The sequence below is a fragment of the Hymenobacter pini genome, from assembly GCF_020421205.1.
GTDB lineage: Bacteria > Bacteroidota > Bacteroidia > Cytophagales > Hymenobacteraceae > Hymenobacter > Hymenobacter pini.
The window spans coordinates 89435-113488 of the sequence record NZ_JAIZZH010000001.1; the positions used below are offsets into that span (position 1 = coordinate 89435).

General features: G+C 57.4%; 21 protein-coding genes and 2 tRNA genes. 12 read left to right on the top strand and 11 right to left on the bottom strand.

Annotation, left to right across the window (positions count from 1 at the left end; translation table 11 throughout):
- Positions 1–129: 129 nt before the first annotated feature.
- Positions 130–504, bottom strand: coding sequence for a hypothetical protein (locus tag LF252_RS00425; RefSeq protein WP_226266059.1), 375 nt, complete (start codon positions 502–504; stop codon positions 130–132).
- 220 nt (positions 505–724) lie between these two features.
- Here LF252_RS00425 and aroB point away from each other — a divergent pair, with 220 nt between their 5' ends.
- On the top strand, positions 725–1756 hold the full coding sequence (gene aroB / locus LF252_RS00430; RefSeq protein WP_226268695.1) for a 3-dehydroquinate synthase: 1032 nt from the start codon (positions 725–727) through the stop codon (positions 1754–1756).
- Between the two features lie 57 nt (positions 1757–1813).
- The gene (locus LF252_RS00435) at positions 1814–3091 is read left to right on the top strand and encodes a 3-phosphoshikimate 1-carboxyvinyltransferase (RefSeq protein ID WP_262904823.1); all 1278 of its coding nucleotides are present in this window, start codon (positions 1814–1816) and stop codon (positions 3089–3091) included.
- Between the two features lie 58 nt (positions 3092–3149).
- Here LF252_RS00435 and LF252_RS00440 read toward each other — a convergent pair whose 3' ends face one another.
- The 4 genes from LF252_RS00440 to LF252_RS00455 form a co-directional block, all read right to left on the bottom strand.
- Complete coding sequence (locus tag LF252_RS00440; protein ID WP_226266061.1) at positions 3150–3956, bottom strand: ABC transporter substrate-binding protein; 807 nt, start codon at positions 3954–3956, stop codon at positions 3150–3152.
- A gap of 69 nt (positions 3957–4025) precedes the next feature.
- On the bottom strand, positions 4026–5096 hold the full coding sequence (locus LF252_RS00445) for a M42 family metallopeptidase (protein WP_226266063.1): 1071 nt from the start codon (positions 5094–5096) through the stop codon (positions 4026–4028).
- Positions 5097–5119: 23 nt separating this feature from the next.
- Positions 5120–5665 carry a GNAT family N-acetyltransferase gene (locus LF252_RS00450; protein ID WP_226266065.1) on the bottom strand — a complete coding sequence of 182 codons (546 nt, stop codon included), beginning with the start codon at positions 5663–5665 and terminating at the stop codon, positions 5120–5122.
- A 7-nt stretch (positions 5666–5672) separates the two neighbouring features.
- Positions 5673–7241 carry an acyl-CoA carboxylase subunit beta gene (locus LF252_RS00455; protein WP_226266067.1) on the bottom strand — a complete coding sequence of 523 codons (1569 nt, stop codon included), beginning with the start codon at positions 7239–7241 and terminating at the stop codon, positions 5673–5675.
- 225 nt (positions 7242–7466) lie between these two features.
- Here LF252_RS00455 and LF252_RS00460 point away from each other — a divergent pair, with 225 nt between their 5' ends.
- Positions 7467–8111 carry a hypothetical protein gene (locus LF252_RS00460; protein WP_226266068.1) on the top strand — a complete coding sequence of 215 codons (645 nt, stop codon included), beginning with the start codon at positions 7467–7469 and terminating at the stop codon, positions 8109–8111.
- Positions 8112–8185: 74 nt separating this feature from the next.
- Here the strand turns inward: LF252_RS00460 and LF252_RS00465 are convergent, their stop codons facing one another.
- Together LF252_RS00465 and LF252_RS00470 are read right to left on the bottom strand one after the other, a co-directional pair.
- Positions 8186–10810 carry an ATP-dependent Clp protease ATP-binding subunit gene (locus tag LF252_RS00465; protein WP_226266070.1) on the bottom strand — a complete coding sequence of 875 codons (2625 nt, stop codon included), beginning with the start codon at positions 10808–10810 and terminating at the stop codon, positions 8186–8188.
- Positions 10811–10932: 122 nt separating this feature from the next.
- Positions 10933–11583 carry a WbqC family protein gene (locus LF252_RS00470; RefSeq protein ID WP_226266072.1) on the bottom strand — a complete coding sequence of 217 codons (651 nt, stop codon included), beginning with the start codon at positions 11581–11583 and terminating at the stop codon, positions 10933–10935.
- Positions 11584–11832: 249 nt separating this feature from the next.
- Between LF252_RS00470 and LF252_RS00475 the strand changes: the two genes are divergently transcribed.
- Entirely contained in the window at positions 11833–12729 is an 897-nt protein-coding gene (locus LF252_RS00475; protein WP_226266074.1) for a hypothetical protein, read from the top strand.
- Positions 12726–13631, top strand: coding sequence for a lysophospholipid acyltransferase family protein (locus LF252_RS00480; RefSeq protein WP_226266075.1), 906 nt, complete (start codon positions 12726–12728; stop codon positions 13629–13631). The genes LF252_RS00475 and LF252_RS00480 overlap by 4 nt, the downstream gene beginning before the upstream one ends.
- A gap of 46 nt (positions 13632–13677) precedes the next feature.
- On the opposite strand, the gene LF252_RS00485 is transcribed toward LF252_RS00480, so the two are convergent.
- A complete protein-coding gene (locus LF252_RS00485) occupies positions 13678–14307 on the bottom strand; it encodes an L-threonylcarbamoyladenylate synthase (RefSeq protein ID WP_226266080.1) in 630 nt (209 codons plus the stop codon).
- A gap of 210 nt (positions 14308–14517) precedes the next feature.
- Positions 14518–16341, bottom strand: a complete 1824-nt coding sequence (locus LF252_RS00490) for a Calx-beta domain-containing protein (protein WP_226266091.1) — start codon at positions 16339–16341, stop codon at positions 14518–14520.
- 191 nt (positions 16342–16532) lie between these two features.
- On the opposite strand from LF252_RS00490, the gene mltG reads away from it, so the two are divergent.
- From mltG to LF252_RS00525, 7 genes are all read left to right on the top strand, one after another.
- Positions 16533–17615: an endolytic transglycosylase MltG gene (gene mltG, locus LF252_RS00495; protein WP_226266093.1), complete on the top strand. Its 1083-nt coding sequence runs from the start codon at positions 16533–16535 to the stop codon at positions 17613–17615.
- A 132-nt stretch (positions 17616–17747) separates the two neighbouring features.
- Complete coding sequence (locus LF252_RS00500) at positions 17748–18233, top strand: acyl-CoA thioesterase (protein ID WP_226266095.1); 486 nt, start codon at positions 17748–17750, stop codon at positions 18231–18233.
- A gap of 24 nt (positions 18234–18257) precedes the next feature.
- The gene (locus tag LF252_RS00505; RefSeq protein WP_226266104.1) at positions 18258–19232 is read left to right on the top strand and encodes a YihY/virulence factor BrkB family protein; all 975 of its coding nucleotides are present in this window, start codon (positions 18258–18260) and stop codon (positions 19230–19232) included.
- 126 nt (positions 19233–19358) lie between these two features.
- Positions 19359–19445: transfer RNA gene (locus tag LF252_RS00510), tRNA-Ser, on the top strand.
- A gap of 86 nt (positions 19446–19531) precedes the next feature.
- Positions 19532–19616 (top strand) — tRNA-Ser (locus LF252_RS00515).
- 199 nt (positions 19617–19815) lie between these two features.
- Positions 19816–20175: a hypothetical protein gene (locus tag LF252_RS00520; RefSeq protein ID WP_226266106.1), complete on the top strand. Its 360-nt coding sequence runs from the start codon at positions 19816–19818 to the stop codon at positions 20173–20175.
- Between the two features lie 34 nt (positions 20176–20209).
- The gene (locus tag LF252_RS00525; RefSeq protein ID WP_226266108.1) at positions 20210–21466 is read left to right on the top strand and encodes a PAS domain-containing protein; all 1257 of its coding nucleotides are present in this window, start codon (positions 20210–20212) and stop codon (positions 21464–21466) included.
- Positions 21467–21542: 76 nt separating this feature from the next.
- Here LF252_RS00525 and LF252_RS00530 read toward each other — a convergent pair whose 3' ends face one another.
- Positions 21543–22703: an efflux RND transporter periplasmic adaptor subunit gene (locus LF252_RS00530; RefSeq protein WP_226266110.1), complete on the bottom strand. Its 1161-nt coding sequence runs from the start codon at positions 22701–22703 to the stop codon at positions 21543–21545.
- Positions 22704–22747: 44 nt separating this feature from the next.
- Positions 22748–24001 (bottom strand): TolC family protein, encoded by a 1254-nt coding sequence (locus LF252_RS00535; protein ID WP_226266112.1) that lies wholly within the window; start codon positions 23999–24001, stop codon positions 22748–22750.
- Between the last annotated feature and the right edge of the window lie 53 nt (positions 24002–24054).

The following is a 24054-nucleotide window of genomic DNA, read 5'->3' on the forward strand; positions in this document are numbered from 1 at the left end:
GCAAAGATAGCCGCTAATCGTGGGGTTTCGGCTAGCAAATGCAGCAACATGAATGGTGATAAAACCAGAAAAGCAGCGGATTCATTCCGCTGCTTTTCTGGTTTAGCGCCGAGTTACTGAGCAAGCCAGCTAGTATGGTTTGTGCGAAGACAACTGCGCCGATACCTCCGGCACCACGCGCACGTAGGTATGCGCCAGCAGCTTGCCATTGGTATCCTGCAGCTGCAGCCGGTTGCCGATAACCGAATAATATTGGTTGTTTTGGTACCCGCGGTAAATAATCAGGTGGCGGGAGGGCGTATTAAAGCCCCCCATCTCGCGGCGCACCGAAAAGGCGGCGGCACTAATCAAGGTGCCATCCTGGTAGAAGCGGGCCCGGCCGCGCCGGTCAAACTCAACCACCACGCGGTGCCCGGTGTTATCAGGAGTAAGCAATGATTTTTTGTCGGAGCCGGTTTGCTGCCATTCCCAGCGGCCTACCAGACCTTCCTCCAGAGTGGGCATGGAATCTTTGCTGCACGCGCTGAAAATGCCCGATATAGTCACTAATCCAGCCACGTATATACTACGCGTTAAAGGCTTCGTAAAAGAATAGAAATTAAGTTGCGCTTTCATGACCGTAGTACGGGTACAATAGTTGCATCAAAGCAAGCTATTTTTGTCTGATTTCTTGCAAGCGTTCATCGAAAACTTTTACAAAAGGGATAAAATTTTGAACGAAACGTTGTTTATAGGCTCAAAAGCACTGGCCGGCTTAGCTGAAATAGCCCGTCAGCCGGCCGTCAGTGCAGTTTTTGTGCTGGTGGATGCGCATACTGCCCGGCAGTGCCTGCCGTTGCTGGAGCCGCACCTACCCGCCGGCTTCACCCTCATAGAAATTCCGGCTGGCGAAGAAGCCAAAACACTGGCTACGTGTGAGCAGGTTTGGCGCGTGCTCACGGAGCGCCAAGCCGACCGGAAGGCCTTGCTGCTTAACCTGGGCGGTGGTGTGGTAACGGACCTGGGCGGCTTTGCGGCCGCTCTCTACAAGCGCGGTATCCGGTTTGTGCAGGTGCCTACCACGCTGCTGGCCCAAGTGGATGCCAGCGTGGGCGGCAAAACCGGCGTTGACTTCATCGGGTTTAAAAACCAGCTGGGTGTTTTCCAGGAGCCAGCCGCTGTGTGCATCGACCCGCAGTTTCTCCAAACCCTCGACCCGCGTCAGCTCAAATCGGGGTACGCGGAGGTGGTGAAGCATTGGCTGATAGCCGACGCCGACGCATTTCAGCTCAACCGGTACGTGGGTGTAGCGGGCGTGAGCGACTGGACGCCCATTATCCGGGAATCGGTGGCACTGAAGCAGCGTATTGTAGCGCAGGACCCCCTGGAAAGCGGGTTGCGGAAGCTGCTGAACTTTGGGCACACGGTAGGCCACGCGCTGGAAAGCTACTTGTTGCAGCAGCCCGGCCGCGAAATTCTGCATGGTGAGGCGGTGGCGGCTGGTATGGTGTGCGAGGCTTGGCTAAGCCACCAGAAAGGGCTGCTGGCGGCCGAGCAGCTGGAGCAAATCGAGACTTTTCTGTTCTCAGTGTACGAGAAAGTGCAGTTTGTGCGGCTGGAAACCGAGGCAATTGCCGAATTTGCGCTGCAGGACAAGAAAAATGCCGGCTCGGTGATTAACTGCACGCTGCTGGAGGAAATTGGGCGCGGCGTGTACGACCAGCCCGTTACGCTGGAGGAAATTGCGGAGTCGTTGAGCTACTACCACCGGCTGTAGCTGCGCCTGATTTAACGTTGTACCACTGGAAGCGGCTGCGGGCGTTTCCTGAATTTATTGATTGCCATTAACACTTCCCTGACTCTGACCGGGCCCACGGGGCCCTTGCGCGGTACGGCCCAGGTGCCGGCCTCCAAAAGTGAAAGTAACCGGGCCCTCATCATTCGGGCCCTGGCTGGCGGCGGCGAGCTACACAACCTCTCCGACGCCAACGATACCCAGCTCATGCAGCGCCTGCTGCTCGACCCAGCTGCGGCAGAGTTCAACGCCGAAGATGCCGGTACGGTAATGCGCTTCCTCACGGCCTACTTGGCCATGACGGGCCGCCAAACCACCCTGACGGGCACGGCCCGCATGAAGGAGCGGCCTATTAAAGTGCTGGCCGATGCCATGCAGGAGTTGGGCGCCCGCATTGAGTACTTGGAACAGCCGGGTTACCCGCCCCTGCGCCTGCTGGGCCGCACGCCCCAACCCGCCACCGAAGAAGCAGCCGATTTCACGGAGCTGCGGGTGCGCGGCGACATCAGCAGCCAGTACATTTCGGCCTTGTTGATGGTAGGGCCCACACTGCCCCACGGCCTGCGCATCTGGCTGGAAGGCAAAGTGGGCTCTCGGCCCTATATTCGGATGACGCTGGCTTTGATGCAGCATTTCGGGGCGCAGTGCCGCGACCTGGGCGAGGTGCTGGAAGTACGCCCCCAGGCCTATACGCCCACCAACTACACAGTGGAGGGCGACTGGTCGGCGGCTAGCTATTGGTACGCGGTGGTGGCCCTGGCCCCGGAAGGCTCGCACCTCACGCTGCCCACGCTACGCCGCCATTCCTGGCAGGGCGACCAGGCCATTGTGGGCATTATGGCCCAATTGGGCGTGCACACTGAGTTCCTGGCCGATGAGCAGATACGCCTTACCAAAACGGCCGTCGGCACCGGATTCAGTCAGGATTTTACCGATTGCCCCGACCTGGCCCAGACGGTAGCCGTGGTAGCTGCTGCGCTGGGGATTCCCGTGCTGATGACTGGTTTGGAAAGCCTGCGCATTAAGGAAACAGACCGGATTGCGGCCTTACAAACAGAGTTGGCCAAGTTTGGCGGTTTCCTCACCGATGAAGGCAACGGGCAATTCCGGGCCGGCTCAGAGGGTTTCCACGTCGATGGTCAAACCGTGGCAACTTACCACGACCACCGCATGGCTATGGCCTTTGCGCCCCTGGCCCTGCGCGGCCCGCTTACCGTGGAAGACCCGCGGGTGGTGCGGAAGTCATACCCTCAATTCTGGCGGGAACTGGAAAAAGCTGGCTTCACCACTGACCCTGCGCCGGCCCCAATATTTTAGATTCCGTTATGCGCTAACTCAAAACGACCATTCGCTTTGAGCAAATGGTCGTTTTGAGTTATGAGCTAGTCCGCAGTTCGCGAAAATACGCTGCCGAGTGACGGAGGCGGCTGCCGTACCAACTGAACAGCTCGCCATCAACAACGCGGATACGAGCTGCAGGGCACATCTCCTGAAATTCGGCCACGTGTTTCTCGTTGAACGGATAAGGCTCGGAGGAAAGCAGAATCTGCTGCGGGGCAGCTTGCTGCAACTGCTCCGGCGTGATTTCCGGGTAACGGCTCAACTCTCCGAATATATTGCGGAAGCCAGCCCGGTTGAGCATATCATCAATAAAAGTGCCCCCGGCCGCTACCATGTAAGGCTTGCGCCAGATGAAATACGCTGCCGGTATCAATTGAGGCAGCGGCGCTAGAGCGGCGAAGGAAGCCGCAATGCCGGTGGCCAGCGCCTCGGCGGAAGCGGGACGTTGCGTGAGTTGCCCAACCTCCCGGATCATGCGCAGCGCATCGTCCAGGGTATTAATGTCGCTCATCCAAACCGGGTAGTGCGCGGCCAGCTGCTCAATACCTTCCTGGTAATTCTCCTCCTTGTTGCCGATGATAAGATCAGGTTGAAGCGCATCAATCTTGGCGAAGTCGAAGTTCTTGGTTCCTCCGATTACAACGGCTGACTTTCGGGCCTCAGCTGGGTGAATGCAGAATTTCGTAACGCCTACTACCTGCGGACCAGCGCCCAAATCAAAAAGCAGCTCCGTTTGCGACGGTACCAATGACACGATACGCTGCGCCACCTGCGGTACCAGTACCTGCCGGCCCATCTGATCGAGCACGGAAACAGAAAGAATGGATACGGGCGGTTGCATCTGGAAAAAAGAACGTCATGCTTCGGTTGCCCTCGGCATGACGTGTGGTAGGTAATTTACGCGTGCTGCTTAGTTGAAATACCGGAAGTCGTGCTTGTCCTCAATGCGCAATAACGTCTCGTAGATGAGTTGAATTACACTCTGCACGTCATCTTTGTGCACCGTTTCCACGGTGGTGTGCATATATTTAAGGGGCAGCGAAATCAGGGCCGAAGCTACGCCGGAATGGGAGTAGGCAAATGCATCCGTATCGGTGCCAGTGGCACGGGTGGCGGCGGCCCGCTGGAAGGGAATTTCTTGTGCTTGAGCCGTTTCGATGATTAGCTCGCGCAAGTTGTTTTGCACGGCCGGGCCGTAGGTAATCACGGGGCCTTTGCCGCAGAAAATGTCGCCGGAGGTTTTCTTCTCGTACATCGGCGACTGAGTATCATGCGTCACGTCCGTCACAATGGCCACGTCGGGCTTGATGCGGTGGGCAATCATCTCGGCCCCGCGCAGCCCGATTTCCTCCTGCACGGCATTTACGATGTACAGACCGAAGGGCAGCTTCTTCTTGTTCTCCTTCAGCATGCGGGCCACTTCGGCAATCATGAAGCCGCCAATGCGGTTATCCAAGGCCCGGCCCACGTAGAATTTGTCGTTGAGCACGGTGAATTCGTCCTCAAACGTCACCACCGAACCCACGTGGATGCCCATCTGCTCCACTTCTTCCTTGGAAGAAGCGCCGCAGTCCAGAAATACAGTTTCGATGGTAGGAGCCTTATCCTGCTCCACTTTGCGCACGTGAATGGCCGGCCAGCCAAACACGGCCTTCACGATACCCTTTTTGGTGTGGATGTTCACCCGTTTGCTGGGGGCTACCAAAGGGTCGGAACCGCCATTCTTACGCAGGTACAGGAAGCCTGACTCTGTAATGAAGTTCACGAAGTAGCTGATTTCGTCGGCGTGGGCCTCAATCACCACTTTGTACTCCGCCTCGGGATTGATTACGCCCACCACCGTGCCGTAGGTATCCACGAAATACTCGTCGATGTACGGTTTCAGGTAGTCCAGCCACAACTTCTGACCTTCCTTTTCAAAGCCGGTAGGAGAGGGGTTGTTGAGGTATTTCTGCAGGAAGTCGAAGCTTTCTTGGCGCATAGAGCAATGATTCAAAAGGTAAACTACAAATGGTAGGCCGGATGGTTTTGGTCCGCTTCCCACGCTGCCGGGGCATGCCAGGCCATCGGGATATCGGCTTCCAAACCCTGCGCACCGGCCACCCGACCCTCGAAGCGGCCTTCCTGCCGGAAGCTCAGCTTCTCGTACAGCGCAATGGCGCGGGTGTTGCTTTCTCGCACCAACAGCTCCACCCGGCTCACCTGCGGAAATTGGGCCTGGGCACGGGTCAGCAGCTCAGTAAATAGACGCCGCCCTAGTGATTGGCCCTGCGCGGCGGGAGCAATAGCCACCGTTAGGTCGCCGAGGACGTGGGCGAAAATCTGCAGACCCGCTTGGTACGCGTGAATCTCCGCTACTAATTCGCCCGCCTGTTCCGCCACCAGCCCAATACCCTGAGTTGTGCTACGCGTCAGGAAGTGCTGCACGTAGTCCTCGGTTATCTCCTCGGGCTGTCGGGCCAAGCCACCACTTTCCGCTGATACGCGTTGATACAGCTTCTGTATAGCTGGCGCGTCTTGAAGCGTAGAAGTACGAATGGTAATGGACATGCGGGACTTAGAGCGGAATGTTGCCGTGCTTTTTACGGGGCAGCGTATCCACTTTGTTTTCCAGCATCTTGAAGGCGCGGATGAGCTTTTGGCGGGTCTGGGAGGGCAGAATTACCTCATCCACGAAGCCGCGGTGGGCAGCGCGGTAGGGCGTGGCAAACTTCTGCTGATACTCGTCTACCTTCTCCTGCAACTTGGCTTCGGGGTCTTCGGCCTGAGCAATTTCCCGCTTGAAGATGATTTCGGCCGCGCCTTTCGCGCCCATTACGGCAATTTCGGCCGTGGGCCAAGCGTAGTTCATATCAGCTCCGATGTGCTTGCTGTTCATCACGTCGTAGGCTCCGCCATAGGCTTTGCGGGTAATAACGGTGATGCGCGGTACAGTGGCTTCGCAGAAGGCGTAAAGCAGCTTGGCCCCGTTGGTGATGATACCGCGCCACTCCTGGTCAGTGCCAGGCAGGAAGCCAGGCACATCTTCCAGTACCAGCAGCGGAATGTTGAACGAGTCGCAGAACCGCACGAAGCGGGCGGCCTTGGTCGAGGCGTTGATGTCGAGCACACCGGCCAGCACGGCCGGCTGGTTGCCTACAATACCAATGCTGCGGCCTCCCAGCCGCGCGAAGCCTACCACAATGTTCTCAGCGAAGTTCTGGTGCACTTCCAGGAAGGAGCCAGCGTCGATAATGCCGTCAATTACCTCCCGGATATCGTAGGGCTGGTTGGGGTTGTCGGGGATGATGGTATCGAGGGCTGCGCGGCTTTCGTCCTGGCCAGCCTCATAGGGCACGGCCGGGGCAGTTTCCTCGCAGTTCTGGGGCATGTAGCTCAGCAATGCCTTCAGCTGGTTGATGCAGGCTACTTCGTTGGGAGCCGTGAAGTGCGTCACGCCGCTCTTGGCCGAGTGGGTGCTGGCCCCGCCCAGTTCCTCGCTGGTTACGTTTTCGTGGGTGACGGTTTTTACCACGTTGGGTCCGGTCACGAACATGTAGCTCGTGTCCTCCACCATCAGGATGAAGTCGGTTATAGCTGGCGAGTACACCGCGCCGCCCGCGCACGGCCCCATAATGGCCGACAACTGCGGCACCACGCCCGAGGCCAGGGTGTTTTTGTAGAAGATATCGGCGTAGCCGCCCAGGCTCACCACGCCTTCCTGAATACGGGCCCCGCCCGAATCGTTGAGGCCGATAACCGGAGCGCCGTTCTTCATGGCCAGGTCCATAATCTTCACGATTTTCTCGGCGTGGGTTTCGCTCAGTGAGCCGCCGAACACCGTGAAATCCTGCGAAAACGCGTACACCAGTCGGCCGTTTACGGTGCCGTAGCCCGTCACCACGCCGTCGCCGAGGTAATACTCCTTGTCCAGACCAAAGTCTTTGGAGCGGTGCATTACAAACTTGCCAATTTCCTCAAACGAGCCCTCATCGAATAGCAGGTCAATCCGCTCCCGGGCGGTGAGCTTGCCTTTTTTGTGCTGGGCATCAATGCGGGTCTGGCCACCGCCGAGTAGGGCCTCCTCATTTTTGCGGGCGAGAATTTCGGTTTTGCTTAGTTGGGCGTCAGCGTGCGGATCAGACATTGTAGGGTGGGAAAGAGTCAGGGTAGCTACTTCGGTAAGAGGCCCAAAGGTAACGCACGGGTACAGAAAAGCCGCACCAGAATTCTGAGCTTGCTCTACGAGATTATAGTGTTATTTTACGAAAGCTAGAGTCGCAGAAGGAAGGGTAACTTTCTATTCAAAAATCTGGCTTGTTTCTGAAAATATTCTCGATATAGAATGAGGTACATATTCTGTTTGATTTTTTTGACTTTGACTTCTTGTCAAAGTCTATGGCCTAGCACTGCTACTGTTTCTCTATTCAACCTAGCTCCTGAAGAAATTTTTATTGATAGCGTAAATGTCGGAAGGAAGGGAGCGAATAGAGTTGATATACTAAAATACAAGACTAACGACAGTATATATGTTGTTGTTAATTTTTATTCAAAGAATAATAATACATGGAGACTAATGAATGAGTATGTATTCGAAAAAGATTATTTGTCTGGTATCAATCCTGTGATTTCTGATTTTGATAATGACGGCCTAAACGATGTAACTTATGTTTCCGATGTTGCCGCTAGAGGGTCAAATGAAATTAGGCGTTTATTTATCTATAGAAGAGAAAGTAATGACCTGATATCAGTAAAAAATTCTGAATTATATCCAAATATGCTATACAATAAAAAATTGAACTGCATTGATGCTTTCTTGATGCACGGAGGATGCACAACAGTATTTTTGAAATTAGTTAACGACAGCTTAAAAGCGACTGCTAGTGTCGATTTGTTAGATAGCGTGTATATAAAAACGTACGACGAGGAAGGTAGAGAGAAAAGTAAGATCGTAAGGGCTGCAGGTGACGATGAATTTATAAGATATAAAAATTTTAACCCTTTAGAAGAGTATTAATAATCTGGTATAACAAACAAAACCGGCCGGCTCCTTTGCAGGAACCGGCCGGTTTGATATTCAGACAAATCTAATTATTCGCCTTTCTTCTTCGAGTCTTTCGGCTCATCGTCGCTGGGCTCGGGTGCTTCCTCCGGCCGCTCGTCGCTGGCCAAGTTAGGCGTCTCGCCACTCTTGCTTACCGAGAAGGTCAGTTCCTCAGCGCCGGCCGTGTAGTCGGCGGTGATGACGTCACCCTGGGCAATTTCGGCCTTCAGGATTTCCTCGGCAATCGGGTCCTCGATGTACTTCTGAATAGCCCGGTTCAGCGGACGTGCACCGTACTTGGGGTCGTAGCCTTTCTCGGCCACGAAGTCCTTAGCGGCTTCGGTCAGCTCCACGCGGTAACCCAGCGTCTGGATGCGGCCCAGCAGCTTGCTGAGGCTGATGTCGATGATCTTGTGGATATCGGCCTTCTCCAGAGAGTTGAACACGATAACGTCGTCTAGGCGGTTCAGGAACTCGGGCGAGAAGGTTTTGCGCAGGGCATTGGTGATAGTGCCCTTCGTCAGCTCGTCCATGTTTTCCTGCCGGGCCTTGGTACCGAAACCGATACCGGCGCCGAAGTCCTGCAGGTCACGCGCCCCGATGTTCGAGGTCATGATGATGATGGTGTTGCGGAAGTCCACCTTGCGGCCCAGGCCGTCGGTCAGGATGCCGTCGTCCAGCACCTGCAGGAGCAGGTTGTACACGTCCGGGTGCGCCTTCTCAATCTCATCGAGCAGGATAACCGAGTACGGCTTGCGACGGATCTTCTCCGTCAGCTGGCCGCCTTCTTCATAACCCACGTAGCCGGGAGGCGCGCCCACCAGGCGCGAGATGCTGAATTTCTCCATGTACTCCGACATGTCGATCCGCACCAGCGAATCCTCCTTGTCGAAGAGGTAGGTGGCCAGCACCTTCGCCAGCTCCGTCTTACCCACACCGGTCGGGCCGAGGAACACGAACGAGCCGATGGGCTTCTTCGGATCCTTCAAACCCACACGAGTGCGCTGGATGGCCTTCACGAGCTGGGCAATAGCCTTATCCTGGCCAATTACCTTGCCTTTCAGCTCTTCGCCCATTTTCAGGAGCTTGGAGCTTTCGTTCTGGGCCACGCGGGAAACGGGGATGCCGGTCATCATGGCAATAACCTCGGCCACGTTTTCCTCCTTCACGGTATAGCGCTTCTTCTTGGTCTCCTCTTCCCAGTCCTTCTTGGCCTGGTCGAGTTGATCAATCAGCTTCTTCTCCGTGTCGCGGAGCTTGGCGGCTTCCTCGTATTTCTGCGACTTCACCACGCGGTTTTTCTCCGTCTTGATGTTCTCAATCTGCTCCTCGAGCTTGAGAATATCCTCGGGCACCACGATGTTGTTGATGTGCACGCGGGCACCGGCCTCATCGAGAATGTCGATGGCCTTGTCCGGCAGGAACCGATCCGACATGTACCGATCCGACAGCTTCACGCAGGCCTCGATGGCCTTGTCGGTGTAGTACACGTGGTGGTGGTCCTGGTACTTGTCCTTGATGTTGTTCAGGATTTCAATCGTCTCCTCGGGCGTGGTGGGGTCCACCATTACCATCTGGAAACGACGGGCCAGGGCCCCATCCTTCTCAATGTACTGACGGTACTCGTCGAGGGTAGTAGCGCCGATGCATTGTATTTCGCCGCGGGCCAGGGCGGGCTTGAACATGTTGGAGGCATCCAGCGAGCCAGAGGCTCCGCCAGCACCTACAATCGTGTGCAACTCATCAATGAACAGGATTACGTCGGGCGACTTCTCCAGCTCGTTCATCACGGCCTTCATGCGCTCCTCAAACTGGCCACGGTACTTGGTACCGGCCACCAGCGAGGCCAAATCCAGCGTGACTACACGCTTGCCGAACAGCACGCGTGACACTTTCTTCTGGATGATGCGCAGGGCGAGGCCTTCGGCAATAGCCGTTTTACCTACGCCGGGCTCACCGATGAGGATGGGGTTGTTCTTCTTGCGGCGCGACAGGATCTGGGCTACACGCTCAATCTCCTTCTCGCGGCCCACAATGGGGTCGAGCTTGTCTTCTTCGGCCAGCTTGGTCAGGTCGCGGCCAAAGTTGTCGAGCACCGGGGTGCGCGACTTCTCGTTGCCCTTCTTGGCAGCGGAACCGCTGCTGCCTGCGCCGCCGCGGCCGGCCGAGCCCCCGAAGAGGCGGTCGTTGTCGTCGTCATCGGCCTCGGGGCCGGAGGTGGGGTTGTTCGCCGTGTTACCGTGGTAGTCCAGCGAATCACGTACGGATTCGTAGTTCACGTTGAATTTGCTCAGGATTTGGGACGAAATATTATCCTCATCACGCAGAATCGAGAGGAGCAGGTGCTCCGTGCCGATAATTTCGCTCTTGAAGATTTTGGCCTCGAGGTAGGTAATCTTGAGGACTTTCTCGGTTTGCTTCGTCAGCGGGATGGAGCCGGTGATGCTCGTACCCTGGGTAGCCGTGTTGCGGGTGGCCTGCTCCAGGGCATACTTCAGCTCCTCCACCGATACGCCCAATTTCTTGAGCAAACCAATGGCGGTGCCTTCCCCTTCGCGGATCATACCCAGCAACAAGTGTTCAGTGCCGATATAGTCGTGCCCGAGCCGGATGGCCTCTTCCCGGCTCAGGGAGATGACCTCCTTGACTCTATTTGAGAATTTAGCTTCCATGCAGATAAGGTAGTGAAGAAAAACGGTACCCCGCAAGGACCTTTTAGGCTAAGGCTGCGGGTTGGGCCGATATAACCTGAAAACAGATTGAGTCGGGCGTTGGTTCGGGGGCGACAGGTACACTACGCAAGAAAACTGCCGGCGGCCGGACCCTGCATAAAGAGCAGGTCTAAGATGCTGAGTCCCGGTACAAAATCTTTACCAAAGCTCTGCGCATACGGCCGGTCGGACGTCCTGTCAGGTCCCGTCAGCGTGGGAGTTTTGGGCGTCAGCCAGTCGCGGCGGTCTAGGAGTAGGGTAGGCGGGTTAGAGGGTAGGAGGGTAGGAGTGGTGGAAGGTGGTAGGTACTCGGTGGTGCGGTAAATGGGGAGGCGCAGGCGGAGGCAGCGGAAGTAAAACTGCAGCAGCAACTGGTTCAGCTCGAATAAGCGCCGGGGCTTCTGTACGTAGATATCGTGCAGATAGTCGGCGTAATACTCGAAATACGGCGTGCCGCTGTAGGCGGTTTGCAGGGTACGCCAGTGGCGGTGCACCCAGTTCTGGCGGTAATCAATTTCGATTTCCGAGGTAAGTACTTTTTCGCTGCGGTTGCCATCCACCACGGGCACCGTGAGGGCCTGTACGCCCTGAGCCGTGAGAATCAGGCACCGGTTGCGGTAGGTTTGCTTGTGGTAATGGTCGTGGGCTTCCAGCCACAGGGCGTCGGCGCCAATTAGCTCAGCGAAAAAGGCAATGGGTGGGTTATACTGGGATTCAAACAGGACAGCTGGCATGCACGCGGAGCTTCAGAAATAAGAATAAGGCAAAGTAACGGGGGCTGGCGGAAACATGCCTTAAGACGAGAGAAGACCGGCCATATCCAACCTTGGGTTGGTTGGGAATCAAAGTAGGACGCCGAATCTGCAACGCGGGGCCGACAGATGGTGTTCAACTGGGAATCCGCTAAAAGCCGCATTTTTGCACGGTGAATGGCTGCGGACGGACACTGCCACCTTACATGGTTTTACCGCCAATCTGACACTATGCCAGCATTTCTCCGATTTCTGCCGCTTAGCTTCCTGCTCAGCGTTGGGATAGCACAGGCCCAAACCCACCAGCTGCAACTGGACGTAGCCCGCTTCCGCAACGAGGATGTGGCCATTAAAGGGGGAGTAGTGGAGGTGTACGCCACGGTGGCCGGCAAGCACCTGACGTATCAGAAGCGCGGACCCAAAATGTACCAGGCCGGGGCTACCGTAACCCTGGAAGCGGTGCGGGCCGATGGGGCCTCGGTGTACCAGGAAACCGTAACGCTGCGCCCCCCGGTGCTGCGGGATACCACCGCTGCCATCAAAAACCCCATCAGCTTTCAAGAGCGCCTGAACCTACCGGAGGGCCAGTACACGCTGCGGGGCACGCTGCGAGACCAATACCGCTCCGGTTTTACGGATATCGTGGAGCAGCCACTAGTGGTGGAGTTTACCTCAACTAAGCCCAGTATGAGCGACGTGGTGGTGCTGGCCAAGCCAGCCAGCCGCTCGGCCACGGAAGCCAATAACTTCATGCGCAACGGCCTGAGCCTGGTACGTACGCCGGGCGGCTTGTACGGACGAGGGCAGGATAAGCTATATTTCTACGCCGAGCTGTACAACATTGCGCCCGGCCAGGCCGTGACGCTGCGCTATCGGCTGCGGGCGGCCAACCAGCCCAAAGCTGCCGCAGCTAAAGATGTGGCCACCGGCCAGAGCAATGTGCAGGGCGCTGATGGCCGCCCGACCGTACTGACCGGGGAACTAGACCTTGCCAAGGTACCCTTAGGCGACTACAAGCTGACCGTAGAAGTACGCAACGCCAAAAATCAGCTGCTGGCTTCGCAAACCGCCACCGTGCGCCGCAACCCCGATGAGTATGCCCCCGCTGGGGCCGTAATGCTCCGATGAGTAGACGCCTTACCTACGCCTGGTACTACAAGCCGCTGGAGTGGCTGTTGATTGGATTTTCCCTGCTGCCCTTACCGCTACTGTATGCCGTGGCGCGCGGCCTGTACTGGTTGATGGCGTACGGGCTGCGGTACCGGCAACGGGTGGTGCTGGAGAATATGCGCAACTCCTTCCCCGAGAAAACTGAGGCTGAAATCCGGCAGCTGGCCAAGGGGTTCTACTGGCACTTCGCGCAGGTAATCGTCGAAATTCTGAAGCTGCGGACGATTTCAGCCGCTGAGTTACAACGGCGCGTGGTGTTCACCAATCCGGAAGTGCTGGGGCGGTTTTTCCCGGAAGGCAGGCAGGTGCTCACACTGGGTTCCCATGCGGGCAACTGGGAGTGGATTCTGTCGGCGGCGGCGCTGGAGTATCCGGGCAAAGCCGGCGGGGTGTATAAGCCGCTGATGAACCCATTTTTCGAGCAGTTTATGCTGCGGCTGCGGAGCCGACTAGGGGCGCATCTGGTGCCCATGCTCAGCACCCTGCGCGACTTGGTACAGCACCGGGGGCACGGCCGCACCCTGAGTTTACTCTCAGACCAAGCTGCCGGCCCCGAAGACCATCCGTACTGGACTAACTTCCTGCACCAGGATACACCCTTCTACACCGGGGCCGACAAGCTGGCGGCGCAACTGCATTGTGCCGCCGTGTACGTGGGCATTCGGCGGGTACGGCGGGGGTATTACGCCATTACCTTTACCGAACTGCACGACGGCCAAACTACGTTGCCGCCCGCCGAGCACCAACTCACCGAAGCCTTTGCCCGCCAGCTAGAGCGTGACATCCAGGCTAGCCCTTCGGATTACCTCTGGAGCCACCGTCGCTGGAAGCATAAAAGAACAGTACCTGTAAGGCCGTAACGGAAGCGCCGATGCTCATCAGAACATTGGCGCTTCTGTTACGGCCTTACAGGTACTGTTCAATGTCGCCGGCTCCTTGACGGACAATTTCGAAGTCCTCGTTGGTGCAGTCGACCACCGTGCTGGCGATGTTGTTGCCGTAGCCGCCATCAATTACGAGGTCCACCAGTGGGCGGTATTTCTCATAAATGAGGTCGGGGTCGGTGCTATACTCCAGAATTTCGTCGTCGTCGTGGATGGAAGTACTGATGATAGGGTTGCCGAGCCCCTGTACCAATTGAATACAAATCTGATTGTCGGGTACCCGAATGCCCACCGTTTTGCGCTTTACGCCGCCGTAGCGGGGCGCTTTGGTACTGGCTTCAAAGATGAACGTGAATGGTCCTGGCAGCGCCTTCTTAAGTACCTTGTACACCGGCGTGGTGATACCGTTGGCGTAATCGGTAATGTGCGAAAGGTCGGAACAGATAAACGACAGGTTGGCCTTCTCGGGGTTGAGCCCCTTCAGGCGGCAGAGCTTTTCCACGGCCCGGGCATTGTGAATGTCGCATCCCAGCCCGTAAATGGTATCGGTAGGGTAGATGACGAGGCCGCCGTTGCGGATAATATCCACGGCTTGCTGAATGCGGTTTTGGGGCGGATTGTCAGGGTGAATGCGGAGCAGAGTAGCGGCCATGGCGGAAAGCGGAAGGTTGAGTGAGCATTCAGCCCCGGCACCGGCGGGCGTCGGGGCAGGTCAAGGTACTAGCGGATGAGATATAGTCGTACTCTTTTCGGTAAAACTGCGTCGGGGGTTACTTGCACCGAGGAAAAGTGAAGACCAGCACTACAAAAAAAGCGCCCCGGCTACCAAAGCCGGGGCGCTTTCAGTGAAAGAGAGCAGGTGTTACTGCTTCACAATTTTGTGCGAGGTCAGCGTGTTGCCATCCTGCACCAGCAGCACGTACGTACCAGCGCGCAGTGCATTCAGGCTGAACGAGCCATCCAGGGCCGAGCTGCCCTGCAGCACCGTACGGCCAGCCAAATCGGTTACCGTAACGGCCGCCTTAGTGGCCCGGCCGGCTACCTGAATCACTAGGTTATCAGCAGCGGGATTCGGGAACACGCGTACATTACCGGCCGTCAGCGCTTTGCGGGTGCCAGTCAGCACCGAGCCGATGTCTTCCTTATAGCGGGGTACCAACTGGTAGCCGCCGCTGTACGGGGCCGAAGAAGTAGTGGCGAATTGCGAGCCAATTCCCGTGATGGAGAACGAGCCGGTAGGAGCAGGCTGGTTGAACAGCGTGGAAGCGGGGTTAATGCGTACATCATACGACACGCCAGCGGCCGTTTGCACCTTCACCGTATAAGCGGCCGTGGCGGTAGTGGTCCACTCGCTGGGCGTGGTGGCCGTTACGTTCGGCAGCACAATCAGCTGCGACTCTTCGGCTTCCGTGAGGGCACCCGTTACCACGCGGGGGCGCATTAGCTTGCTGGTGCCCAGCTTGGTGATGGACGTAACCGTGAGCTGCGACAAGCCCCGGAAAGTACCCAGCGTGCCGGTTACCTGCACCGAGTCGCCCTGCACGGGGGTAATCGACAGGTTAGATGAGCTGAACAGACCCAGGCCGCCGGTGCGGTCCATGATGGTGCCCTGATAGCCCACGGTTCGGTAGTTGGGACCGTAGATAACGCCTACTACCGTGAAAGTGCCGGTTTGAGTAGGCGTACCATCCGCGTTTACTGGCTTCAGCGAAGCAATGGGCGTAATGGTAGGAGCGGGGGCCGTGTCGTTGTCGGTAATAGTGATGGTGTAAGTACCCGTGCCGATAGTGGCTGCGCCAGCTGGCAGCACATTCTGCAGGGAAAGAATAATGGTTTCCGACTGCTCAAATACGGCATCATCCACAATAGTGAGCGTGGCATTCTGGGCAGCAGTTGAGCCAGCCGGGAAGGTGAGCGTCTGCGTGGTGAAAGTATAGTCAGCGGGTGAGGTGGCCGTGCCGGCAGAGGCGGCCAAGGCTACTTGTACCGTAACGGCTTGGGTAGAAGCGGCGCTCAGGCTCACCGGAATCTGAATGACACCGGCGCTTTCGGCCACTGTAGCGCTAGCTGCGCCGAACGAAACGGTAGGTACAGTAGTGGTACCCGCTACAGCGGCCCCCAATACGCGTACATCATCGATACGCCAGGTACCGGTAGCAGCCTCGGAGTTGTAGCCATAAATGCGGAATTCTACGCTCGAGTTTAGTGCAGCAAAGGCCGCCGGCAGGGTAACGAGCGTGTTATTGCGCGTATCAGTGTTGTCGGGCACATTCACTGCTTTGATGTCAGCCGTGAAGTTGTCGAGGCTGGAGCGGATGGCCCAGTCCCGAATGCCCGTACCCGAACGACGCTCGTCCAGGCGCAGGCTGTCCAGGCGCAGGGTATAGCCTGCGCTAGGCGTCACCGAGAAGCTGAAATAGTCGGTGGCATCCAGTGCACCGGTGCTCCAGCCCGTGGCCGAAAACGTACCAGCCGCATCGGAAGGAGTAATACCGGCTCCACGCGACATAACCCCGAGGGTTGCATTGGTGGGTTGAGCATCAGCCGGGAAAGTTACCTCGCTGCCAACGGCATTGTTAAACGAATACTGGCCCAGCGTTTGGGCCTGTGCCGCCTGCGTAAGGCCCAGCAAAGCTGCCGACAGTACTACTAAGCGTACGGAAGGCCAAGAGTAGGTTTGCTTCATAAAGCTGAAAAAGGGGGATTGGAGAAGAAAGGAATTTCAGGAACAGACGCAGAGATTCTGAAAAGGTTGAAGCAGTGGCACACCCGCAGATTCCGCGTACTTTTGGGCTGCAAAGCTACCCCCGATTACGGAGCCGCCCCAATAGGCCGCCAGCTTGGCAATGTTACCGTTTTGTTACCACTTCCTGCCTTATGGCCAACACCCGCATCAACGAGTACAAGGAAAAGGCCACCCGTCGCCGCAACCGCTTCGCCTACATCACCGGCATTCTGGGGCTGATTCTGATTACGTTTTCCTACTATTTCTACCAGATATTCTTCACCCCGAATGTCGAAACCAAGGGCAAGCGCACCTACGTGCTAATCCCGCGCGGAGCCGACTGGAAAACGGCCCTGAACCGCGTGGATGCCAGTGGGGCCATCGTAGACAAGATGTCGTTGCATTTTGTGGCCCGCATGATGAAGTACGACCAACCGGGGGCCGTGAAGCCCGGCAACTACGAGCTAAAGGAGGGCCTCACCAACCGCCAACTCATCAACATTCTCAAAAGCGGCTCCCAGTCGCCGCTGCAACTCACTTTCAACACCGTGCGCCTGCGCAAGGATTTGGTAGACCGCCTGGCTGCGCAGGTGGATATAAAGCCCCGCACCCTCGACTCGCTGCTACGCAGCCCCAGCTACACCCGCAGCCTGGGCTTCGATACTACCTCGGTGCTCACCATGTTCATCCCGAACACCTACGAGCTGTACTGGAACACCTCGGCCCAGAACCTCATGCAGCGGATGAAAAAGGAGTACGAGAAGTTCTGGACGCCCGCCCGTGACGCCAAGCGCAAAGCTCTGGGCCTGACTCGGGCCGAAGTGAGTACGCTGGCCAGCATCGTGGAAGCCGAGCAGCAGCAGCACGCCGATGAGCGCCCCCGCGTAGCCGGCGTGTACCTGAACCGCCTCAAGCGTGGCATGAAGCTTCAGGCCGACCCCACTGTGGTATACGCCAATGGTGACTTTGGCATTAAGCGCGTGCTCAACGTGCACCTTACCAAAGACTCGCCCTATAACACGTACAAGTACGCCGGCTTGCCGCCCGGTCCCATCAATTTGCCCAGCATTGCCAGCATTGATGCCGTGCTGAACCCCGAAAAGCACGATTACCTGTATTTCTGCGCCAAGGAAGATTTCAGCGGCTACCACGCCTTTGCCCGCAATGAGCAAGAGCACCTCGTCAATGCCCGCCGTTACCAGGCCGCCCTCACGCGCAGCGGCATTATGAAGTAATTGTCAATGTGAAAAATGTGTTGAAATGTGGAAAATGTGAGAAACACTTGCATGACAGGTTGGTACTCACATCATTCACTCTGCAACATCATCTCATCATCCACATTTATCACATTCTCCACATCACTCACCATGTACTCTTCCGACACCCAAATCCGCGTGCGGTACGCCGAAACCGACCAGATGGGCTACGTGTACCACGGCAACTACGCGGCCTATTTTGAGGTATGCCGCACCGAAGCCTTTCGGCACCTAGGTATCAGCTACAAAGCCTTGGAAGCCGACGGCGTGGGCATGCCGGTAGGGGAGATACGAACCCGGTTCCGCCGCCCCGCCCGCTACGACGACCTGCTCACGGTGCGCCTGCTGCTGAAGCAGCCCGCCGAAGGCTCCCGCATCATGTTTGAGTACGAAATCTACAACGAGGCCCAGGAACTGCTCACCGAAGGCCACACGTTGATGGTATTCGTGAGCATGACTACCGGCCGCCCCGTACCTATTCCGCAGGACATTGCCGCCAAGCTGGCGCCCTATTTCACCGATGATGAAACGGCCGGACCGCTCACGCCACCCAAAGCACCCACCGATGCTCCGGCTCCGGCGGCGTTTCTGAAATAGCGCAGTTACTGCACCTACCTTACCATGCGTCTTCCCGTTCGTCGATATCATTTGCCCGATGTGCGCCGCCGCCGCAGTGTGCGCCGCGCCATCGTGTTCTTGAAGCGGCTGCGGTTTGCCGGCGGCAAAGCCTCGGTATATGATGTGGTGGACCGGCTGCTGCAGGAAATTAAGCTGGATGGTATTGCCAAGCGGGCCTCTTACATGGCCTTCAACCTGACTATTGCCATCTTTCCCACTATCATCTTCCTGTTCACGCTCATCCCGTACATTCCTGTTCCCAACCTGAATATTGACATCCTGCAGTTCCTGGCCGATTTGATTCCGCGGGAGATGTACGCAGCCATTTCGGGTACCATTGAGGACATCGTGAACATTCCGCACGGGGGCTTGCTGTCCTTCGGTTTTGCTACGGCGCTGGTGCTGAGCTCCAATGGAATTATGGCCCTGCTGGATGCCTTTGAGAAGAAATATCCGTCGTTCAAGAAGCGCACTTACCTGCGCAAGCGGGTTATTGCTACCGTCCTCACGGTGGTGCTGTCGTCGGTATTATTGTTTGCGGTAGCGGGCATCTTCTTCGGTACTTACATCATTGATGCGCTGGTGTACCAGGAAATTGTGCCGGAGGCCATGACGGAGCAGCTTACCAGCCTGTTGCGCTACGGTTCCGTAACCGGGCTGTTTCTGCTGACCACGTGCCTGGTGTATTACTACGTGCCCCCGGTGCACGATAAATGGCCATTCATTTCGGCTGGGGCGGTAGTGGCCACGCTACTGATTTTTCTGGTGTCCTTCCTATTCATTCTGTACGTCAAAATATTCGACAGCTACAACCACTTTTACGGCTCTATTGGCACGCTGGTGGGCTTTATGGTGTGGCTGGATTTTGTGTGTATGACGCTGATTTTGGGGTTTGAAGTGAACGTGAGCATTGATGCCGTAACCGGTCGCCTCAAGCGGCCTACCTCTTTAGCTCATGCTCCGGTAGTAGGTGGATAGTAAATAATTTCTGCCTGAAAATGAGTTGGTAAGCCGCAGGCAGTAGAAAAAATACCGCTGGCAACTTGCGGATTACTGTTTCGTGTCTACTTTTGCCTTCCCAAACCACTCCATTACGGACCTTACAGAGAGGTGGCAGAGTGGTCGAATGCGACGGATTCGAAATCCGTTATACCGGCAACGGTATCGGGGGTTCGAATCCCCCCCTCTCTGCAACAGGCTTTTTCAACCCGTGAAAAAGCCTTTTTTCTTGGCAACCAGAGCGGCAACGCACTTGAATATCCCGCGGGAAAATACCCAGAGGAGTGGCAGAGTGGTCGATTGCGGCGGTCTTGAAAACCGTTGAGGGTTAAACCTCCGGGGGTTCGAATCCCTCCTCCTCTGCGAAGCAGCTCTGCGGGGCCCAAGAACAAAAACGCCTTCCAAGCCTTTTGGAAGGCGTTTTTGTTTATACTTGCGGTAAGCTGAACAGTACGGGATAAAAAAAGTAGAACAGAAACCAATCATTGAGAGTTGTACTGCCGTACTGTGGAGCTGGCGCACTATTTGCTTCCGTCGCAGCCTGCTTACTTTGCCCGCACTTATGGCCGAATTACTGTTCGACGTTAATCTGCAACAACTGCCCGACGAGTTCCTGAACGGAAACTGGCGGGTAGCTGACCGGGTACTCAACCACACCGACCCTACCAGCATGCTGGCCCGCGCCGAGCTCTTTGCCCTGCAGCCTGGCCGGGTAGAAGTGCAGGCATCGGACAAACAGGATGCCGGCCGGTGGCAAATTCAGCGGGACGGCCTGCTCAACCGGCCGTACCTGGAACTGATGCTGGGGCAGGAGCAAACTCGTGCTTTGGTAACCCGCCTGCGCCGTTCTCGTAACGGGGCCGAAAGCCAACTGAACCTCTACTTCCAGTCGGGGATGGAAATGCATCTTACGCAGCCGTAAGCCCAGTATTTATCACCCTGTCAATTGTTTATCTATGGCTGCTGCTACTTCTGATACTCCAGAGTTTTCGCCTTCCGTTACCAGCCGGGCGGCGCTCGGGGAGAGTGTGCTACTGAGCGTAACGGACGCGTTGAGCAACACTATTTACGCCAGTCCACAACTGCTGCAGTTCACCGGGTTTTCGCTGGAAGACTTAAATGCCAGATGGATGGAGCTGGTGCACCCGGAGGACGGGGAGCGGGTAGCGGCTCAGGTGCAGCGCATGATGGACTCGGCGCAGCTGTACCAGATTGAGTGGCGGGTACGGCGGTACGACGGGCAATACCGCTGGGTACGCACCACGGGCTATCCGCAGCTGGACGATAATGGCCACGTGCAGCAGTGGATTATCAGCACCCTCGATATTGAGCAGTTGCGTAACCGGCAGGAGGCCTCCGGCGAAGATTTTAGCTTTCTGGCCGAATTGATTCCGCAGCTGGTGTGGACGACGGACCCGACAGGCTTCCACACGTACTTCAACCAGCGCTGGACCGATTATACCGGCTACACCCTGGCCGACAGCGTAGGACCCGACATGTGGAACAACCTGCTGCACCCCGACGACCGGGAGCGGGCCCGCCAGGTATGGGGCCATTCCCTGGCCACCGGCGACTTTTACGAAATCGAATACCGGTTCAAGTCACAGCAAGGCGACTACCGGTGGTTCTTGGGCCAGGCCATTCCGGTGCGCAATGCGGCTGGTGAGATTGAAAAGTGGTTTGGCACCTGCACCGATATCCACGACCAGAAGATGCAGCAGCTGGCCCTACGGCAGCGGGAGCAGGAGTTCACCACGCTGGCCAACGCCATTCCGCAGTTAGCTTGGATGGCTGATGAAACGGGCCACATTCATTGGTATAATGACCGGTGGTACCGCTACACCGGCACCACGCCCGAAGAAATGCAGGGCTGGGGCTGGCAGAAAGTGCAGCACCCCGACTACGTGGACCACGTGACGGAAACATGGAAACAGGCCTTGGCCGACGGTACCAAATGGGAGGATACGTTCCCGCTCCGCAGCCACGACGGGGAGTTCCGGTGGTTCCTGAGCCGCGCTTATCCCGTACGCAATGACGAGGGCGTGATTGTGCGCTGGTGTGGCACCAACACCGACATAACCGAGCAAAAACTGCTACAAGAGCAGCTAGAACGCGCTTACTCCGACCTAGAAGCGAAGGTAATGTTCCGGACGCTGGACCTAGAACGGGAAGTACAGGAGCTACGGCAGCAACTCGGCACTCAAGGCAAATAGCCCATTAAGTTGTGCCTGCCGAAGAGTAATAAACCAACTGCCCGCCTGCGAAATTCGCAGGCGGGCAGTTGGTTTATTACTCTTCGGCATCTTGGCCTTTTTTCAACTCCGCATCTAGGAAGTAAGCGCCCCGGCGCACTAAGTGGGTCGAATCGGGGAGAGGGTCGAGCAACTGCAAGGCTACGTCGCCGTTGTCGGTGGCACCGGTTTTTACCTTTACGCGGCGGAATGCGCCGGGTGCAGTTTGCGTGAATACGTAGCTGAACTCACCGGCTTGTACAATAGCATCTTCGGGTAACGTCCGTTGCCGGGCCGCCCCGGTCTGGATGGCAGCCGACACGTACTGGCCCGGAATCAGGTCGTCGCGCTCCGGCTCCAGGTGGGCGTGCACATTCACGGTGCGCTTCTCGGGGTCGAAAGACTTACCTACCAAGTATACGCTGGCCGTCATGTCGGAGCCGCGCCGCTGGCTGGGTACCCGAAACAGTACCTGTTGGCCGTTGTGCACCTGGTTTACATCCCGCTCAAATACCTGCAGTTCCAGGTGCATGTGGCTGGGGTCTACCAATTCCACCAATACGTCCTGCGGGTTTACGTACTGGCCAGGGTTGATGTGCACAGCCGCCACATTACCGCCAATGGGCGCGGTGAGGGTAACGGTGGGCGAAATCCGGCCTTGGCTGAGCCGCTCAGGGGAAATGCCCAGCAACCGGAGTTGCCCGGCCGTCGACTGCAGATTAGCTTGCTCGGAGGCGTAGTCGCTCTGGGCCTGCTGCAGCTTGCGCTTGGCCCCCACATCTTCCGCGTCCAAGGTTTGCTGGCGCTTCAGCTCCTGCTGCAGAAACGTGACGCGGGCCCGGCTTTGCAGGTATTCCTGCTGCAGGCGCAAGTAATCGGGGTGACGCAGTACGGCCAGCACGGCCCCACGCCGCACCTGCTGGCCCGGCAGCACGGCCACGCTCTGCACGTAGCCGCCCATTACCGCCGATACGGAGGCCCGGTTCTGGGGCGGCACGTCAACCACACCGTTGGCCTGCACATCGGAGGCCAGGTTTTTCCAGGTGAAGCCGCCCAGCTCTAAGCCCGCCGCCTGCATCTGGGCAGGGCTTACCCGTACTTCGTTGGGCGAGGTTGGTGGGGCGGGCGAAGGGGCAGCCGGGGCCTGCTGCTCCGGAGTTTTGTTCTGACCACAAGCGGCCAGCAGCGTCAGAATTATCAGAAAAGGATACGCTTTCATGGGGTTCATTCGTCGGGAACAGGCGTTGCGGCCGGTTAAATCGGTTATTGGGCGTCAGAGCCAGTAAGGGCGAGTAGCTGCAGGGCCAGTTCGTTGTAGCGGCTCACTTGGTCGAGGTAGGCCGTGCGAATTTGCCAGGCAGGCTCGGTGTTCACCACGTATTCCACGTACTCGATGTCGCCAGCCCGGAAGCCTTTTTCGGCGGTATTCAGAATCAGGCGGGCCTGGGGCAAGGCGGTTTGCTCGTAGTACGTGAGGGAGGCCCGGGCCCGCTGGAGCTGGCGGCGCAGACCGGCCAGTTGGCCACTGAGTTGAACAGTAGCGTAACGCAGTTGCGTTTCGGCGGCTTGCTCACCGATGCGGGCGGCCTGGATTCGGCTTTTCTGCACGCCGCCCAAGAGCGGCACCGCCACCCCAGCCTGAGCCACGTGGAAGCCGCTTTCCTTATTGATAGTTTGGTTGAAATAGCCCAGGCGCACATCGGGCAGGCGGCGCAGCTGCTCCACCCGCGTCTGGCGGCGGCTTACTTCAACTTCCTGTTCCAATAAAGCCAGAGTTGGGTTGGTACCACTCGTCAGGCCGGCGGTGTCAGCAGCTGTTAAGGCTACCACGGGCGTGGTTGTGGTATCGATGAGCGCCAAACCGGACTGGTTAAGAAGTACAGCCAGCTGCTGCTGCTGCACCTGCTGCTCGGTGCGTACCGTGGCCAGCCGGTTCTGCAATTCCAGCCGCCGGGCCTCGGCCGACACCTGCTCCAGGCGGTTAGTTTCGCCGGTTTGGTAGCGGATGCGGGCCGCCCGGGCAGCGCGCTGGTACAGGCTGTCTTGGCGGCGCAGCAGGGCGGCGCGGCGGTAGCTCAGCAGCAGTTCGTAGTAGCTGCTCCGGATGCGGAACGCCAGCTCCCGGCGCTGCTGGCGCACCCGTTGCTCGGCCGTGAGCACCTGGCCTTCCAGCAGGCGGCGCTGGGCCCCGTACACGCCCGGCAGCGCCGACTGTTGAATAACGTTGAAGCTTTGGTCGCGCAACGGCCCCGAAATCTGGCCTACTTGGTAGTCGAGCACGGTGCGGGGCACGTCGTAACCGGTGCGGGCCAGGGCGCGTTGGCGCTCAATTTCCAAGCTGCCGGTTTGCACCAGCAGGCTTTGGCTGAGGCCGGCTTGCAGCGCTTGATTCAGGGTAAGCAGGCTTCCTGGTTGCAATATTGGAACCGGAGCCGCCGGGGGGGGTAGGGTGCGGGGCGTGGTCTGAGCCTGCGCAAAACAGGGGAGGACCAGCAGTATGAACAAGAGGTATCTCATAGAGAAGAAAGTCAGATGTAAAGACGCTGCACTTTGCGTCTGCCCGTTGAGCG